Annotated in this window: 18 protein-coding genes and 2 pseudogenes; 11 read left to right on the top strand and 9 right to left on the bottom strand. The window is 74.2% G+C overall.

Going from position 1 to position 16,052, the window contains the following annotated elements; genetic code table 11:
* Positions 1-128: 128 nt before the first annotated feature.
* Positions 129-902 carry a lysophospholipid acyltransferase family protein gene (locus ACTWO6_RS17320; RefSeq protein ID WP_446214863.1) on the top strand — a complete coding sequence of 258 codons (774 nt, stop codon included), beginning with the start codon at positions 129-131 and terminating at the stop codon, positions 900-902.
* Positions 903-973: 71 nt separating this feature from the next.
* Positions 974-1,816 carry an SDR family NAD(P)-dependent oxidoreductase gene (locus ACTWO6_RS17315; protein ID WP_446214862.1) on the top strand — a complete coding sequence of 281 codons (843 nt, stop codon included), beginning with the start codon at positions 974-976 and terminating at the stop codon, positions 1,814-1,816.
* Here the strand turns inward: ACTWO6_RS17315 and ACTWO6_RS17310 are convergent, their stop codons facing one another.
* Together ACTWO6_RS17310 and ACTWO6_RS17305 are read right to left on the bottom strand one after the other, a co-directional pair.
* Complete coding sequence (locus tag ACTWO6_RS17310; RefSeq protein WP_446214861.1) at positions 1,817-2,197, bottom strand: DUF4180 domain-containing protein; 381 nt, start codon at positions 2,195-2,197, stop codon at positions 1,817-1,819.
* Entirely contained in the window at positions 2,190-2,645 is a 456-nt protein-coding gene (locus tag ACTWO6_RS17305) for a helix-turn-helix domain-containing protein (protein WP_446214860.1), read from the bottom strand. Before ACTWO6_RS17305 ends, ACTWO6_RS17310 begins: the two co-directional genes overlap by 8 nt.
* A 126-nt stretch (positions 2,646-2,771) precedes the next feature.
* Here ACTWO6_RS17305 and ACTWO6_RS17300 point away from each other — a divergent pair, with 126 nt between their 5' ends.
* The 3 genes from ACTWO6_RS17300 to ACTWO6_RS17290 are packed head-to-tail and all read left to right on the top strand — an operon-like array spanning position 2,772 to position 5,719.
* Positions 2,772-3,539: a glycerophosphodiester phosphodiesterase gene (locus ACTWO6_RS17300; RefSeq protein ID WP_446214859.1), complete on the top strand. Its 768-nt coding sequence runs from the start codon at positions 2,772-2,774 to the stop codon at positions 3,537-3,539.
* A 19-nt stretch (positions 3,540-3,558) separates the two neighbouring features.
* A complete protein-coding gene (locus ACTWO6_RS17295) occupies positions 3,559-4,950 on the top strand; it encodes an MFS transporter (protein WP_446214858.1) in 1,392 nt (463 codons plus the stop codon).
* 55 nt (positions 4,951-5,005) lie between these two features.
* The gene (locus tag ACTWO6_RS17290; RefSeq protein ID WP_446214857.1) at positions 5,006-5,719 is read left to right on the top strand and encodes a thymidine kinase; all 714 of its coding nucleotides are present in this window, start codon (positions 5,006-5,008) and stop codon (positions 5,717-5,719) included.
* A gap of 2 nt (positions 5,720-5,721) precedes the next feature.
* Here ACTWO6_RS17290 and ACTWO6_RS17285 read toward each other — a convergent pair whose 3' ends face one another.
* Entirely contained in the window at positions 5,722-6,180 is a 459-nt protein-coding gene (locus ACTWO6_RS17285; RefSeq protein WP_446214856.1) for an Rv0361 family membrane protein, read from the bottom strand.
* Between the two features lie 107 nt (positions 6,181-6,287).
* Between ACTWO6_RS17285 and ACTWO6_RS17280 the strand changes: the two genes are divergently transcribed.
* Together ACTWO6_RS17280 and ACTWO6_RS17275 are read left to right on the top strand one after the other, a co-directional pair.
* Positions 6,288-7,994 carry an acyl-CoA dehydrogenase family protein gene (locus ACTWO6_RS17280; RefSeq protein WP_446214855.1) on the top strand — a complete coding sequence of 569 codons (1,707 nt, stop codon included), beginning with the start codon at positions 6,288-6,290 and terminating at the stop codon, positions 7,992-7,994.
* A gap of 56 nt (positions 7,995-8,050) precedes the next feature.
* Positions 8,051-8,422, top strand: coding sequence for a VOC family protein (locus ACTWO6_RS17275; protein WP_446214854.1), 372 nt, complete (start codon positions 8,051-8,053; stop codon positions 8,420-8,422).
* 83 nt (positions 8,423-8,505) lie between these two features.
* Here the strand turns inward: ACTWO6_RS17275 and ACTWO6_RS17270 are convergent, their stop codons facing one another.
* Together ACTWO6_RS17270 and ACTWO6_RS17265 are read right to left on the bottom strand one after the other, a co-directional pair.
* The gene (locus tag ACTWO6_RS17270) at positions 8,506-9,045 is read right to left on the bottom strand and encodes a YdeI/OmpD-associated family protein (RefSeq protein WP_446214853.1); all 540 of its coding nucleotides are present in this window, start codon (positions 9,043-9,045) and stop codon (positions 8,506-8,508) included.
* On the bottom strand, positions 9,045-9,449 hold the full coding sequence (locus ACTWO6_RS17265; protein WP_446214852.1) for a VOC family protein: 405 nt from the start codon (positions 9,447-9,449) through the stop codon (positions 9,045-9,047). The genes ACTWO6_RS17270 and ACTWO6_RS17265 overlap by 1 nt, the downstream gene beginning before the upstream one ends.
* Positions 9,450-9,537: 88 nt before the next feature.
* Here ACTWO6_RS17265 and ACTWO6_RS17260 point away from each other — a divergent pair, with 88 nt between their 5' ends.
* Together ACTWO6_RS17260 and ACTWO6_RS17255 are read left to right on the top strand one after the other, a co-directional pair.
* Positions 9,538-10,494: a helix-turn-helix transcriptional regulator gene (locus tag ACTWO6_RS17260; RefSeq protein WP_446214851.1), complete on the top strand. Its 957-nt coding sequence runs from the start codon at positions 9,538-9,540 to the stop codon at positions 10,492-10,494.
* A gap of 4 nt (positions 10,495-10,498) precedes the next feature.
* A pseudogene (locus tag ACTWO6_RS17255) lies at positions 10,499-10,993 on the top strand (YczE/YyaS/YitT family protein); the annotation flags it as partial.
* Positions 10,994-11,074: 81 nt separating this feature from the next.
* Here ACTWO6_RS17255 and ACTWO6_RS17250 read toward each other — a convergent pair.
* Both ACTWO6_RS17250 and ACTWO6_RS17245 read right to left on the bottom strand, forming a co-directional pair.
* Positions 11,075-12,160, bottom strand: a complete 1,086-nt coding sequence (locus ACTWO6_RS17250; RefSeq protein WP_446214850.1) for an LLM class flavin-dependent oxidoreductase — start codon at positions 12,158-12,160, stop codon at positions 11,075-11,077.
* A 78-nt stretch (positions 12,161-12,238) separates the two neighbouring features.
* Complete coding sequence (locus tag ACTWO6_RS17245) at positions 12,239-13,237, bottom strand: tyrosine-type recombinase/integrase (protein WP_446214849.1); 999 nt, start codon at positions 13,235-13,237, stop codon at positions 12,239-12,241.
* A 216-nt stretch (positions 13,238-13,453) separates the two neighbouring features.
* Between ACTWO6_RS17245 and ACTWO6_RS17240 the strand changes: the two genes are divergently transcribed.
* On the top strand, positions 13,454-13,864 hold the full coding sequence (locus tag ACTWO6_RS17240) for a carboxymuconolactone decarboxylase family protein (protein WP_446214848.1): 411 nt from the start codon (positions 13,454-13,456) through the stop codon (positions 13,862-13,864).
* A 104-nt stretch (positions 13,865-13,968) separates the two neighbouring features.
* Positions 13,969-14,953, top strand: a pseudogene (locus ACTWO6_RS17235) (helix-turn-helix transcriptional regulator).
* Between the two features lie 3 nt (positions 14,954-14,956).
* On the opposite strand, the gene ACTWO6_RS17230 reads toward ACTWO6_RS17235, so the two are convergent.
* Complete coding sequence (locus ACTWO6_RS17230) at positions 14,957-15,385, bottom strand: GNAT family N-acetyltransferase (RefSeq protein ID WP_446214847.1); 429 nt, start codon at positions 15,383-15,385, stop codon at positions 14,957-14,959.
* Between the two features lie 106 nt (positions 15,386-15,491).
* Positions 15,492-16,013: a DUF2087 domain-containing protein gene (locus ACTWO6_RS17225; protein WP_446214846.1), complete on the bottom strand. Its 522-nt coding sequence runs from the start codon at positions 16,011-16,013 to the stop codon at positions 15,492-15,494.
* Between the last annotated feature and the right edge of the window lie 39 nt (positions 16,014-16,052).

The raw sequence follows: 16,052 nt of genomic DNA, 5'->3' as shown, positions 1-16,052 counted from the left end.
CGTCGTAGTGAAGTCGACAGGGCCGGGGGTCCCGACCCCACCCGGGACCAATGACCCTGATCACCTCTGCCGCCCGACCCGGGATCGGGTCCCCCGCTCACCCCGGCGCGTGCGACCATCCAGCACTGATGAACACCCCGACCGTGTGGCGACCGCCGCTGCTCTGGCGCGCCGCCCAACTGCTCGCCCGCGGCATCGTCGGCGCGCTCGGCCACCTCGAGGTCACCGGCGAGGTGCCGGCCGAGCTGCGCCGGGGGCCGCTGATCCTGGCCGCCAACCACATCAGCCCGTTCGACCCGGCGGTCCTCGCGGCCGCCTGCCGCGCCCGGGGCGTCGCCCCGCGGATCATGGCCACCGCGGGGCTGTTCCGCGCCCCCGTCGTCGGGTCGCTGATGCGCCGGGCCGGACACATCCGCGTCGACCGGGGCACCGCCTCGGTCCACCAGGCCCTCGACGCCGCCGCCACGGCCGTCGCCCGCGGCTCGGTGATCCTGGTCTACCCCGAGGGGCGGATCGGACTGGACCCCGGCATGTGGCCCGAGCGCGGCAAGACCGGCGCCGCCCGGCTCGCCTTCGCCAGCGGCGCCCCCGTCATCCCGGTCGCCCAGTGGGGCTCCCACGAGGTGCTGCCGTACCGGGCGCCCAAGGGAGCGCTGCGCGGCCTCGCCCGGGCCCTGCTGCGCCGGCCGACGATCCGGGTGCACTTCGGCGCCCCGGTGGCGCTGCGCGACCTGCACCCCGGCACCCCCGGGGCCGCCCGGCGGGCCACCCACCGGATCATCGACGCGATCACCGACGACCTGGCGCCGCTGCGCCCCGACGAGCCCGACCGTCCCCGGCACGTCGACCCCGGCCGCCCCAGCGAGACCACCCGGTCGCACCGGCGGCGCCTGCCGGGCTGATTTGCCTTCCAGCGCGCGCGAACGGTGAGACTCTTCGGGCCGGGGCACCGCGTCCCGCGGAGGAGGTAGCCATGCGCGCACCGACCGCGCTGATCACCGGCACGTCCAGCGGGATCGGCCTGGCGATCGCCGTGGGCGCGGCCCGGGCCGGCTGGCGGGCCGTGGCCACCATGCGCGACGTGTCGCGCGCCGACGCGCTGCGCCGCGCCGCCGACGCCGCCGGGGTCGCCGACCTGGTCGAGGTACGCCGGCTCGACGTCGTCGACCCGGCCTCGGTGACCGCCTGCGTGGCCGAGGTGATCGCCGAGCACGGGCGCCTCGACGCGGTGGTCAACAACGCCGGCGCCGGGCACGTGGGCACCCTGGAGCGGGAGACCGTCGACGACGTACGGGCCGTCATGGAGGTCAACTTCTTCGGCGTCCTGCACGTCAGCCGGGCCGCGCTGCCGCACCTGCGGGCCAGTCGGGGCCGGCTGGTCACGGTCACCAGCGTCGGCGGGGTGGTCGGGCAGCCGTTCAACGAGGCGTACTGCGCGGCGAAGTTCGCGGTCGAGGGCTTCATGGAGGCCCTCTCCCCGGTCGCCGCGACCGTCGGGGTCACCGTCACCGTGGTCGAGCCCGGCGCCGTGGCCAGCGACTTCGTCGCCAACGTCGGCGTCGACCGGGACGCCGCCGTCGCGCAGGCCGGGGTGTACGCGCCCGCGCTGCGGGCGTACCTGGAGCGCAGCGCCGCGGTCTTCGCGACCGCGCAGTCCCCGGCGGACGCCGCCGCGGCGGTGGTCGCGACCCTGACCGACCCGGAGCCGGCGCCGCGGGTGCAGACCTCGACCACGGCCCGGCAGTTCGTCGGGGCGAAGCTCGCCGACCTCGACGGCCGCGCGGTCGCCACGATCACCGCCGGCTGGCTGGTCTGATCAACGGGGGTGCGGCGGCGCCCCGGCCAGCCGGGCGTCGAGCGCGTCGAGGTCGGGGACGAACCACACGTGCTCGGCACGGTTCGACTCGTGGACCAGGGCGCGCAGGGCGGCGCTGGCCGCGAGGTGCCGGGAGATGTCACCGACGACCGCCAGGCGCAGCCGGTAGTTGACGAATTTCTGCATGATCTCGCCGGCGAAGCGGGTGTCCAGGGAGAAGAAGCCCTCGTCCAGCCGGCTCGCCGGCACGGCCACCACCTCGGCGCCGAGGAAGGCCGCGCCGATCAGGTCCAGCGCGTCGCCCACGGTGGCCACCGGCGGGCCGGCCGGGTCGCACACCAGCACCGGCACGCCCATCCGCTGCTGCACCACGTCAGGCATCCTCGGCCTCCCCGGCGAGCAGGCCGTTGTCGCCGTCGAGGACGGCGTCGAGCAGGTGCAGCACGTCGGCGGTGGCCGCGGCGCCACCCAGGATGACGATCTTCATGCGCTGGCGCTCCTCGTCGTGGACGGTCTGCACGCGCAGCGGGTGCGCGGGGTCGCGGACGGTGTTCGCCCCGGCCAGGACGAGGGTGCCCAGCCGGTCGGCCGCGGCCCGGTCGACGCCGTCGACCTGCACGATGCTCGACACCTCCAGCACGGGGACCGCGGCGGGCCGGGTCGACGGCGGCCGACCGGTCAGCGCGTCGAGGTCGGCGCGGGCGATCCGGTACTGCTTGCCGATCCGCACCGCCCTGAGCCGGCCGGCGCGGATGTAGCCGCGCACCGTGCGCGGGTGCAGGCCGAGCCGGTCGGCCACCTGCTCGACCGAGTACACATCTTCACTCATCGGGTCACATGCTAGGCGGGATAGGGAGCGATAGGGAAGCCTGTGGTCCGGGCCATGCCTATTCCGGCGCGCGGCGCTCGCCGGCCGGTCACCCGGGCGCCATCCGGGGCGGTCATACTGCCGGGCGTGCAGCCCCGCTCCGGCTACCTCGACGCCCCCGCGCCCCTCGCGTTCGCCCACCGGGGCGGCGCGGCCGACGGCGACGAGAACACCGCCGCCGCGTTCGCCCGCGCCATCGCCCTGGGCTACCGGTACGTGGAGACCGACGTGCACGCCACCGCCGACGGGGTGGCGGTGGTCTTCCACGACGCCACCCTGCGACGGGTCACCGGCGAGCCGGGGCGCATCGCCGACCTGCGCTGGGCCGACCTCGCCTCGGTCCGCGTCGGCGGCGCCGCCGTGGTCCCCCGCCTCGACGAGGTCCTCGGCGCCTGGCCGGAGGTCCGCTTCAACATCGACGTCAAGGCCGACGGCGGCGTCGAACCCACCGTCGCCACCGTCACCCGCACCGGCGCCGGCGAACGGGTGCTGCTCGCCTCCTTCAGCGACACCCGGCTGACCCGACTGCGCACCCTGGCCGGACCGAAGGTCGCCACCAGCCTCGGCATGCGCGGCGTGGCCCGGCTGCGGATGGCCTCCCTGCACGGGCGGTCGCTGCGACTGCCGCCGTCCGTGGTCGCCGCCCAGGTTCCGGTCCGCTACGGACGCATCCCCGTAGTGGACCGGCGGTTCCTGGCCTACTGCCACCGGATCGGGCTGCAGGTGCACGTCTGGACGATCGACGAACCTGCCGAGATGCACGACTTACTTGATCTCGGCGTGGATGGCATCATGACCGATCACGTCGGCGTGCTGCGCGACGTCTACCGCAGCCGCGGCCACTGGGCCGCCTGAACCCCTGGCGGAGGAACCGATGGCCGAGACGGTCAGCCCGACCCTGCACGAGCCCCCGTCGAGCACCCGCCGCGAGCGGCGCGGCTGGTACCTCTACGACTGGGCCAACTCGGCCTTCCAGACCACCGTCATCACGGTCTTCCTCGGCCCGTTCCTCACCACCGTCACCGAGCTGGCCGCCGGCTGTGAACTCGGCGCGGACAGCTGCGAGGGGTACGTGCACCCGCTCGGCATCCGGGTCGCCGCCGGCTCCTACTACCCGTACCTGATCTCGCTGTCGGTCTTCCTCACCGTCTTCGTGCTGCCGGTGATGGGCGCGATCGCCGACCGGTCGATGCACAAGAAGCGGCTGCTGGCCACCGCCGCGTTCACCGGCGCCGGCGCGACCATCGCGATGGCGTTCGTGACCGGCGACCGGTACCTGCTCGGCGGGGCGCTGTTCCTGATCGCGAACATCTCCTTCGGCGCGGCCGTGGTCGTCTACAACTCGTTCCTGCCGCAGCTCGGCGGCCCCGACGAACGCGACGCCATCTCCAGCCGCGGCTGGGCCATCGGCTACCTCGGTGGCGGCCTGCTGCTCGCGCTGAACCTGGTCGCGATCACCGTGCTCAGCGAGGATGGCAACCCGCAGCGCACCCTCGACCTGGCCCGCTGGTCGATCGTGTCCGCGGGCGTGTGGTGGGCGGCGTTCACCCTGGTGCCGCTGCGCTGGCTGCGCGAACATCCCGCCGCCGCCGCGGCAGCCCGGGTCGGCGGCGGCAACGTGCTCACCGACGGGTTCCGGCAGCTCGGCCACACCCTGCGGAATATCAGGGCGTACCCGCTGACGCTGTTCTTCCTGCTCGCCTTCCTGGTCTACAACGACGGCATCCAGACCGTCATCACTCTGGCCAGCCAGTACGGCACCAAGGAGCTGCGGCTGGGGCAGAGCACCCTGATCACGACGATCCTGCTGGTGCAGTTCCTCGCCTTCGGCGGTGCGCTGGCGCTCGGCGCGCTCGCCGGGCGCATCGGCGCGTGGAAGACCGTGCTGATCAGCCTGGTGCTCTGGACCGGTGTGATCATCGCCGCGTTCCGGCTGCCCGCCGAGGCGCCGCTGCCGTTCATGGTCCTCGGCGGCGCGATCGGCCTGGTCCTCGGCGGCAGCCAGGCGCTGAGCCGGTCGCTGTTCAGCCAGCTCATCCCCGCCGGGAAGGAGGGCGAGTACTACGGCTTCTACGAGATCAGCGACAAGGGCACCAGCTGGCTCGGGCCGCTCGCCTTCGGCCTGGTGTTCCAGCTCACCGCCTCCTACCGGGTGGGCCTGGTCTCACTGCTGATCTTCTTCGTGGTCGGGTTCGCGCTGCTGGCCGCCGTGCCGATCCGCCGGGCCATCGTCGCCGCGGGCAACACCCCGCCCCGGGTGCTGTAGCGCGCGCCGCGCACCGTCCTGATCGCCGTGCGTCGATGGGCTAGGCTGCCCCGACGTGACCGACGACGCCGCCGCCCCGATCTGCCTGGCCCGACCCCTCCCCGGCCCGGACGACACCCGCACCGGCTGCGCCGCCGCCCGCGGCCTCGACGGCCGGCCGCTGCACGCCGCCGCGCTGAAGTTCTTCTGGGGGCCGATGGACTGCGGCAAGTCCACCATGGCCCTGCAGATGAACTACAACCACGCCCGCCAGGGCCGCCGCGGACTGGTCACCACCCGCATCGACCGCTCGCTCGGCCCGCAGGTCACCACCCGCATCGGGCTGGCCCACTCCGCCATCGAGGTCACCGACTCCCTCGACCTGCGCGACCTGGTCCGCGACGCCTGGGCCGAGGGGCTACGGGTGGACTACCTCATCTGCGACGAGGCCTCCTTCTACAACCTGGAGCACGTCGAGCAGATGGCCGAGCTGGTCGACAGCTACGACGTCGACGTGTACGCCTTCGGCCTGGCCACCGACTTCCGCTCCTGCCTGTTCCCGGCCGCGCAGCGGCTGTTCGAACTCGCCGACGAGGTGGCCCGCATCCAGGTCGAGGTGCTCTGCTGGTGCGGCCGGGAAGGACTGCTCAACGCCCGGGTGGTCGACGGGCGGGTGGTCCGCGAGGGCGCGCAGGTCGTCATCGGCGACACCATGGACAGCGCCGACGTGCGCTACCAGGTGCTCTGCCGCCGCCACTACCGCTCCGGCGAACTCGGCCCCCGCAGCTGAGGTCAGAACGGGTCCCCGCAGACCCGCCACTTTCCGTTCTCCTGGATCACGGGGAGTTTGCGCTCCTCGCTGGCCCCGCCGTCGCGGGTCACCCGCACCGTCACCGTGGCGCGCGGGCGGCCGCGCAGGGTGGAGATCGACACGTCGGTGATCTCGTAGCCACTGACCTGCGGCGGGGTGCGGAGCCAGCTGCCGAAGCCGACCTCGCTCCACCGGCTGCGGGTGTCCCTGCACAGCCGCTCGTACGCCTGGTCGGTGTCCCCGGCGGACACCTCGTGGAAGAACCCGTCGGCGGTCTCCCGCACCGGCCCGTTGGCCTGCATCACCACCTGCACATTCCACAGGGCCAGCCCCGCCACCCCGACCAGGCACAGGCCCACCCCGAAGCCGCCCAGCAGCAGACCCGTGCGCACCGGCCGGCGTGGCCGGGCCGGCCTGCTCCATTCCTGCGTTCCGCCCATCACCTCGACGGTAGAGAACCGGCCGACCGGAGCGCAGGAACTCCGGCCCCTGTCGCCCGCGCCACCGCATCGTCTACCGTCGGCGCACACCCTCGAAGGAGCCACGGATGACCCGTTACGTGCAGCCGGTGCCGACCCCCGACGACCCGTACACCGGGGATCCGTTGCTGCGGTCCTGGCTGGAGCGGCAGCTCGGCCCGGCCGGACACGCGGCCGCCAAGGGCCGCCTCGCCGACCTGGCCGCCGACGTCGCCGGGCCGCTGCGCGCCGCGCACGCCGACGCCGAGGCGCACCCGCCGACCCTGGTCCGCTACGACCCGTGGGGCGCCCGCGTCGACCGGATCGACACCTCCGCCGGCTGGCAGGCCCAGCGGGCCGCCGCCGCCCGGCACGCGGTCGTCGCGCTGCCCTACCTGGAGTCCGCCCGCGGCACCTGGGGGGCCGCCGCCCGGGTCGTCCAGCACGCCCTGCTGCACCTGTACGCCCCGGAGTCGGCCACCTTCTCCTGCCCGGTCGCGATGGCCGACGGCGCCGCCGCGCTGCTCAGCCTCCCCGAGGTCGACGCCGAGGTCCGCGACGCCTGGCTGCTCCGGCTGATCTCCACCGACCCGGACACCGCGATCGTCAGCGGCCAGTGGATGACCGAGTCGCAGGGCGGCTCCGACCTGTCCCGCTCCAGCACCCTCGGCCGGCCCGCCGCCGACGGCTCCTGGCGGCTGACCGGGGAGAAGTGGTTCTGCTCCGCCGCCGACGCGCCGATGGCGGTGGCCCTGGCCCGGCCGGACGGCGCGGGCCGGGGCAGCCGGGTGCTCACCCCGTTCCTGGTGCCCCGGTACGCCGCCGACTCGCCCCTGACCGGGGCGACCGTCGCGCCGGACGCCTCCGCCCCCGGGGTCACCGTGCACCGGCTCAAGGACAAGCTCGGCACCCGGGCCCTGCCCACCGCCGAAATCGGGCTGCACGACGCGTACGCGCTGCCGCTGGGTGACCCGACCGTGCCCGGGCTGGTGCGGGCGATGACCCTGGTCGTGGTGACCCGGGTGCACAACGCCTCCGCCGCCGCCTCCGGCATGCGCCGCGGCCTGGCCTACGCCCGGGCGTACGCGCAGGCCCGGCAGGTCGCCGGCGGCGCGCTCGCCGACTCGCCCCTGCACCGGGGCACCCTCGGCACCCTCGCGGTCGACGCGGCCGGCGCGTTCGTCCTGGCCGGGCACGCCTTCGCGCTGCTGGGCCGGTTGGAGGTGGGCGCCGACCCGGAGGCCGCCGCCGAGCTGCGGGTGGTGGCGCCGCTGGCCAAGCTCGCCACCGGCCGGCTCGCCGTCTCCTCCGCCAGCGAGTACGTCGAGGCCTTCGGCGGCGCCGGGTACGTCGAGGACACCGGGGTGCCCCGGCTGCTGCGCGACGCCCAGGTGCTGCCGATCTGGGAGGGCACCACCAATGTGCTCGCCCTGGACGTGCTGCGGGCGGTGACCCGCGAGGACGCCGGCGGGCCGCTGCTGCGCCGGCTGACCGCCGCGCTCGACCTGGCCCGCCCGCTCTCCCCCGCGCTCGCCGACACCCTCGCCGCCGCCACCGACGAGCTGCGCGATCGTCTCGCCGAGGTCACCGCCGACCCGACCCGGGACGACGTGGTGGCCGGCGCGCGCGGGCTGGCGCTGCGGATGGCGTACGCGCTGACCACCGCGCTGCTGGTGGAGCACGCGGCGTGGGGCGACGAGCAGGCCGAGGCGGCCGCCCGGCTGTGGGCGCGGCGCTGGCTGCGCCACGAGGACATCGCTGCCGACGCGCACCGGCAGCTCGAGCTGCTCTGCTGAAACCCGTCCGACGTACCTGCCACAAGGTGTCAGGTACCGCCGGCAGACTGGCCGGCATGACAATGACCGCCGACCTCGCCATGGTCAACCTCGACAGCTCCGACCCGGTCGCCCACGCCGGGTTCTACTCCCGCGTGCTGGGCTGGGAGATCACCCACAGCCAGGCCGAGTACGCCATGATCAGCAGGGACGGGGTCTCCGTCGGGTTCGGGCTGGTGCCCGGCTACACGCCGCCAGCCTGGCCCGACGAGACCGCCGGCAAGCGCTACCACCTCGACCTCTACGTCGACGACCTCACCGTCGCGGAGAAGGAGTTCGTGGCGGCCGGCGCGACGAAGCCGGAGTTCCAGCCGGGCGGCGAACGCTGGGTGGTGCTGATCGACCCGATCGGCCAGCCGTTCTGCATCTGCCCCCGCCCGCAGGCCTGAGCGCCGACCGGCTCGCCGGGTGGCGCTCAGCCCGGCGAGCCGGTGGGCCGTCGCGCTGTGCTCGGGCATGGCGCCGCCGGGTTTCATCGCTTCAGCAACTCGGAAAGTGTTCTGTCCAGGCGGGCCGCGCGCCCTGCCGGGGTCCTGGCTTTGAGCAGCGGCAGGATCACGAGGTAACGGGCGGTCTTGTCGAGCGCTTCGAAGCGGGCGGCGGCCTGCGGGTCGGCCGCGAGCGCGGCGCCCAGGTCAGGCGGGACGGTGGCGTCACGCTGGGCGGTGTAGGCGGTCGCCCAGCGGCCGTCCGCCTGGGCGGCGTCGACTTCCGTCAGGCCGGGCGGGCGCATCCGTCCGGTGGCGGTCAACGCCTCCACGCGTTCGACGTTCACCCGCGACCACGCGCTGGCCTTACGGCGGCGCGAGTACCGCTGCAGGTAGAACTGCTCGTCGTGGGACTTGCGCTGGCTGTCGATCCAGCCGTAGCACAGGGCGACCTCCAGCGCCTGCTCGATCGTGACCGAGTCGGCGGCCGACCTCTTCTTGGCGATCTTCAACCAGACACCGTCCTCGCTCTCGTGATGGTCGGCCAGCCACGACTCCCACTCGGCGGCGTTCGCGAAGTGCATCACCGGCCCACGACCCGCAGGTAGTGCTGGTTGTACATGACGCCGAGGATGTTGCCGAAGGGGTCGACCACGGAGGCGGTGACGAAGCCGGGGCCACGCTCCGTCGGCTCTTCGTACGCCGTGGCGCCCAGGGACAGCAGCCGCTCGAAGACGGTCTCGACATCGTCCACATGCCAGTAGATCACCGCGCCGCCCGCCTCCTCGGGTCGAGGGCGAGGGGCGAAACGGCTGTCGATGATGCCGAGCTCGTGCTGGTGGTCCCCGACCCGGAACTCGACGTAGGCGGGCGTCCCCTCGACCGGGCGCGTGAAGTACGGCTCCACGCCGAGCAGTTCGGTGTACCAGCGGGCGGCAGCGGTGACGTCGTCGGCGAAGAAGCTGACGGTGGTGAGGCCTCGCAGCATCGGGTGGTTCCCTCCTCGGTGGGTGACACCACCCATCCTCCGGACCAAAGTGCTCATCCACTGAGCACTTTGTTGGAGAATTCAGGTCATGCGCGCTGACCGTCTCGTGGCCGTTCTGCTGCTGATGCAGACCCGTGGCCGCGTCACCGCGGCCGAGCTGGCCGCCGAGCTCCAGGTGTCGGTCGCCACCGCCCGCCGTGACCTGGAGGCGCTCGCGGCGGCTGGCGTCCCGGTCTATCCACAGCCCGGTCGCGGTGGCGGATGGTCACTGGTCGGTGGCGCCCGCACCGACCTCAGCGGTCTGACGGCCGCCGAGGCGCGAGCGCTCTTCCTTCTCCTCGGCCCCGCCGCGGCCGTCTCGACCGAGGCCAGAGCGGCGCTGCGCAAGCTTCTGGGGGCTCTGCCCCGGACCTTCCGGGCCGACGCCGAGGCCGCCACCGACGCGACGATGATCGACCCGGTCCGGTGGGGCGAGCGCGACCGCCCCCGGCCGGCGACGGTCGACCTGCTCCAGACCGCCGTGATCCACCGCCGCAAGGTCCGGCTGACCTACGGCGGTCACGGTCGGGAGCCGGCAGAACGGCTGGTCGACCCGTGGGGCCTGATCGACAAGGACGACATCTGGTACCTGCTGGCAGGCACCGACCGAGGACGGCGCACCTTCCGCGTCGACCGGATCATCCAGGCCGAACCGACCGACCAGTCCGCCGGACGCCCCGACGACTTCGTCCTCGCCGCCGCCTGGCAGGAGGTCGTCGACGAGATCGAGCAGCGGCGCTCGCGTACCTGGGCGACCGTGCTCATTCCAGAGCGGTTCGTGCCCATCCTGCGCGACCAGTTCGGGCGGCACTGCCACACCGACGGCGAACCCGACCACGGGCGGGTCCGGGTCCGCCTCGCCGCCCCGACCCCGCTGGACATCGCCCGACACCTCGCCGGGTGGGGTGCACTGATCGAGGTCATCGAACCACGCTCCGTCCGCGACGAGCTTGGCCGCATCGGCGCCGAACTGGTCGGCGGCCGCACCGGCGGGCACACCGCGTGAACCGACCTTCGGCACGATCAGCGCCGTCCTGGGTGTTCTTGTGCTGCTGCTCTGGATCCCCCTCCGGCAGCGGCCGACGTTCGGCACCGTCGCCAACATCGTCGTCCTGGCGTACTCATCCGACCTCGGCCTCGCGCTCCTCCCCCCGCACCTCGCGCTCCCCGCCCGGGTCGGTCTGCTCGCCGGAGGTGTCCTCCTCAACGGAGTGTCCGTCGCCGTCTACGTCGGCGCGCGCTGCGGCCCCGGGCCCCGGGACGGGCTGATGACCGGCGCGTCCGCCGCGACCGGCCGTTCCATCCGGCTGGTCCGCACCCTGATCGAGATCGCCGTGCTCGCCGTGGGCTGGCTGCTCGGTGGGGGCGTGGGCGTGGGCACCGTGCTGTACGCGCTCGCGGTCGGCCCGACCACCCAGTTCTTCATGCCGTGGTTCGCCTACCGGAGCAATGCCGAACGCGTGCGCCACGCGACACCGACCGAGAAGGCGACTCAGGGCTCGTGAGGAGCGCCGGCGATCAACCGGTTCCCGCGCGACGGCCCCACCGCACCCCCTTCCGCGATGCGGAGCCTGCCGGGTGGGGCGTCAGCGCAGCGGGCCACGGGCGACGGCCGCCCGCATCGCCTCCGGGTCACCGGCGTTGATGAACTCCAGCCACCAGGTCGCCCCGGCCGCCGCCACCTCGCCCAGGTACGCCCGCTCGGCGCGCTCGTCCGGGCGACGCCGGCGGCCGCCGATCGCCACGTCGAACGGCTCCCCGTCGGGGCGGGTCGCCGGCAGCGCGGTCACCAGGTCGTGCACCTCGTCCGGGGTGAAGTCGGACCAGCCGTCGGTGTCGGTCAGTTTGTACGGCACGATCCCGTCGGCGCGGGCGGCGCGCCGCAGCACCGCCTTCGCCTGGGTGCTGCCACCGACCCAGACCGGCACCCGCGGCGACTGCACCGGCGCCGGGCGCATCGTCACCCCGTCGGCCCGGTAGTGGGCGCCCCGGTGCGCGACCCGCCCGCCGCCGAGCAGCCCGACCAGCACGTCGAGCCCCTCGTCGAGCATCGTCGCGCGGGTCTTCACGTCAATCTGCTCGCCGAACGCGTCGAGGCCGCGGTCCTTCGGGTCGCCCACGCCGACCGCGACGGTGGCCCGGCCCGCGGAGAGATGGTCCAGGGTGAGCGCCTCCCGGGCCAGCTTCGCCGGACGTCGACGCGGCAACGCGGTCACCGTGGTGCCCAGCCGGACGTGCCCGGTACGCCCGGCGATCGCGGTGAGCAGCAGCCACGGGTCGTACGTGGGTGGATCGGCGCCGTCGTAGTAGATCAGGTAGTCCTCAAAGAACACCCCGTCCCAGCCGGCCCGCTCGGCCAGCTCCCCCAGCTCGACCAGCAGGGACGCCGTCACCGCGGGGCCGCCGCAGCAGATCTCCAGTCCGTGTCTCATCGTCGCACCGTAGGCCGCGGGTGCGACGGTCACGCCGGGGACATGATCTCGTAGAGGCTGCCGGAGTCGGCCCCGCCCGGGTCGTCCGGCGGCGTGCAGTGCGCCGAGCACGGCGCCCAGGCGGTCGAAGTGGGCGAGCAGGGCGGTCGCGGCGTCGGAGAGCCGGTCGGCGAGCGGCTGCGTCAGCGGGATCGCGGCCAGTTCGTCGAGCACCGTGTCGGGGCGCAGCACCTCGGCCACGCAGGCGTCGAGCAGGGCCTCCTTGTCGGCGAAGGCGCGGAAGACGGTCGCCTCGCCGATGCCGGCCGCCCGGGCTCCTCAGCTCCGGCGCCGGGCCCGGGCGGCCCAGATGACGTACGCCGGGTCGCGGTCGAGGTTGTGCCGGTCCCGGTCGTACCGGCGGGTGGTGCGGGGATCCGCGTGACCCATCGCGTCCTGCACGTCCTCCAGCGGCACCCCCTCCGCCCGGGCGGTGGTGGCGAACGCGTGCCGCAGCGAGTGCGGCGACAGCTTCGCCCAGGCCGGGATCCCCGCCGCCTGAGCCAGCCGGCGCACCAGCCGGAACACCGAGTGCCGGTCCAGCCGGCCGCCGGTCGCGGTGGCCAGCAGCGGGCCGGTCAGCTCCGGCACCGTCACCCCCTCCGCAACGGCCCGGGCGGCCAGGTAGGCGTCCACCGCGTATGCGGTGCCGGGGGTCAGCGCGCGACGGCGGACCTTGCCGCCCTTGCCGACGAAGCGCACGCTGCGGTGCCCCCGCTCGGCGCCCAGGTCGGTCAGGTCGAGCGAGATCAGCTCGCCGACCCGCAGCCCCAGGTCGGCCAGGAGCGCGACCGCGGCGCGGTTGCGGGCGGCGGTCGGCCCGGTGTCCGCCTCGGCGGCGGCGAGCATGGCGTCGACCTCCTCCGGGGTGAGGCCGACCGTGGCCGAATGGTCCCGGTCGATGCGCGGCCGGTCCGCCCCGGAGACCGGGTTGGCGTCGATCGCGCGCAGCTTGACCAGGAAGTCGTACCAGCTGGACAGGGCGGACAGGCGGCGGGCGACGGTGGCCGGGGTGAGCGGCCGGCCACTGCGGACACCGAGCGTGGACTCCAGCTCGCGGCCGTAGGCGTTGACGTCGAGGAAGTTCGCCCGCAGCGGGTCGAGGCCGCGTCCCGCGCACCAGGTCAGCCAGCCGGCGACGTCCCGCCGGTACGCGTCGCGGGTGTGCTCCGACAACCGCCGGTTGCGCAGCCACGCCTCGGTGAAGTCGGCCGGTCCGCTGGGCAGAGCGGGCCGGGCCGACGCGCGGGGCAGCACCGGGACGTCGGGACGCAGCATGTGAGAAAGACTCTCAGCGCCGGCGGCGAATGGCGACGAGGCGCGCCCGACGAGAATCCGACAGCGTCCCCGGGCGGATCCGGCCAGCAATCTGCGGAGATGGGCGGATTCCGCCAGTTCACGTGTGGTGCGATCGGACTGTGACCGTTACTCCCGACGCGCGATGCGCCGTCGTCCGGATGCGTAACCACGAACGCCGAGAGCAGCAAGGACACCATGACCGCAGGTGACGACGCTCCCACCATCAACGACCCGGGATACGCCGCCGCGCTGGACGCGGCCGAGAATCTGCTGGGCTTCCGCCTGGAGCGTTTCCTCGGCCCGGCACCAGGCGAACCCACCAACGGGGAGGACTTCAAGCGCATCGCGACCATGCACGCGTTCGGCGACGCCTGGCCGCGCACGGAGCACCTCGACACGCGGACGCGAGCGCTCGTGTCCGTGACGATCGCGGCCACTCTCGGCGTTCTTGAGCCGCTGCGTGGCCAGCTCCGCATCGCCCTCAACAGCGGAGCCACGAAAGAGGAGATCGTCGAGACCTTCATCCAGATCGCGGCCTATGCCGGCGTGGCGCGCGCGTTCGACGGCTACCAGGTCGCCACCGAGGTCTTCGCCGAGCGGGCCTAGGCGCCTGCGTCGAGCAGGTCGGGCGGAGCGGCGGAGGAGCCGCGTGTCGGGCGAAGTTCCTTCCCGGTGTCGGCGCCTGTCGGACCCGGCGTTACGGTCGGCCGGTGCGCGCCAGCCGGCTGGTCTCCCTGTTGCTGCTCCTGCAGACCCGGGGGCGGATGACCGCCCAGGAACTCGCCGACGCCCTGGAGGTGTCGGTCCGCACCGTGTACCGGGACGTCGAATCGCTCGGCACGGCCGGGGTGCCGGTGTACGCCGACCGCGGCCCGGCCGGCGGGTACCGGCTGCTGGAGGGTTACCGGACCCGGTTGACCGGGTTGACCGCGCCGGAGGCCGAGGCGCTCTTCCTGGCCGGCATGCCCGGTCCGGCGGCCGACCTCGGGCTCGGCCCGGTGCTCGCGGCGGCGGAGTTGAAGCTGCTCGCCGCGCTTCCCGACGAGTTGGCCGACCGGGGCGGGCGGATGCGGCAGCGGTTCCACCTGGACGCGCCGGGCTGGTTCCGGAGCCCGGAGCCCACCCCGCACCTAGGCGCTGGCCCGCGCGGTGTGGGAGGACCGGCTGGTCGAGGTCCGCTACCGCCGGTGGAAGACCCCGCGCGAGGTGAACCGGGTGCTGGCCCCGCTGGGCGTGGTGCTCAAGGCCGGCCGCTGGTACCTGGTGGCCCGCTCCGGCGAGCAGGTGCGGACCTACCGGGTCGGCGCGGTCCTCGACGCGGTGGTCCTCGACGAGCGGTTCGACCGGCCGGCCGACTTCGACCTGGCCGGCTTCTGGCGGGAGTGGACCGCCCGGTACGAGCGCGGCGTCTACCGGGCCGAGGCCCGGGTGCGGATGACGGTGGCCGCGCTGGAGTTCATGTCGTACGTCTTCCCGCCGGAGATGAGCCGGGCCGCCCGGGCCGCCGCCGGTGCGCCCGACGAGTCCGGCTGGCTGGAGACCACCGTGCCGATCGAGTCGGTCAGGCACGGGCACGTGGAGCTGCTCAAGCTGGGCGCCGAGGTGGAGGTGCTCGCCCCGGCGGAGCTGCGGGAGCGGTTCACCGCCACCGCGCACGCGCTCGTCGGGCTGTATCCGGGGCCGCCGTCGCGGTAGGCGTCAGGAGGCCGGCTGACGCGCCGTGAGCACCTTCTCGAACCAGTGCTCGGCGTACTTGCCGTCGTTGTAGGCCGGGATCTCGACGTAGCCGTGGCGCGCGTACAGGGCCCGGGCCTCGACCAGGTCGTCGCGGGTGTCCACCCGGATCCGGTCCACGCCCGCGGCCCGGGCCCGCCGTTCGACCGCGGCGAGCAGGGCCGCCCCGCCACCCCGGCCGCGGAAGGACGTCCGGACGTACACGCGGGTCAGCTCGGCCCAGTCGGGCCCCCACCGCAGGCCCGCGCAGCCGGCCAGTTCCCCGTCGTGGTGGGCCAGCAGGAGCAGTCCGGTGGGCGGCGCCAGGTCATCGCTCGGGGACTCGGCCAGGGCCGCCTCCACCTCGCCGGGCCACTCCGGGCGCCGGTGGTAGCGGGTGACCATCTCCGTCATCTACTCCCGCAGCAGGATCGCCGCGTCGGGTCCGTCGGGGTGGGTGGGGCTCGTCGTCCAGGTCGTCACCGTCCGATCCTCACCGGGCGGTCAACGGCTTTTTGTGTCACGGCCGCCAGTAGACGCCATGGTCGCGGGCCAGCAGCAGGTCGTCGACGAGGTAGCGGCGCAGGGTCACATGGTCCGCCGCGCCGCCCTCGCACCAGGCCCGCAGCGCGTCGTCGACCGCGCGCTCCGGATACCGTACGCCCGGTTCGAAGGACCGCTCGGCGATGTGTTCGAGCAGCACCCGCCGGCGTCCCCGCTGGGCGGGCAGGCGGGTCAGTGTCCCGTCGCGCAGGAACGTACGCAGGATCGCCTCCCGCGGGCTCGCCGCCGGTGGCGGCGCCGACGGTCCGCCCGCCCGGGCCAACTCCCGCAGCCGCTCCCCGTCCACGTGCAGGCCCGACTCGTCGTCGGTCACCAGGCCCGCGTCGACCAGCCGGCGTACGGCGGTGGCGACGTCGCGGGCGGACAGCCCGGTGCGCGCCGTGACGGTGGAGACGTCCCCGTCGCCGAGGGTGATCGCGGCGAACACCTGTCGGCGTCGGTCGTCGGCGAGCGCTCCTGCCAGGGCCTGTGTGCTCATGCCGGCCAGCCTGTCAGCGGGACCGCCGGCGTCGCGAGG

The organism is Micromonospora sp. IBHARD004 (genome assembly GCF_052814115.1).
The sequence above is the reverse complement of the archived record's forward strand: the minus strand, read 5'-3'. Positions and strand labels throughout refer to the sequence as shown.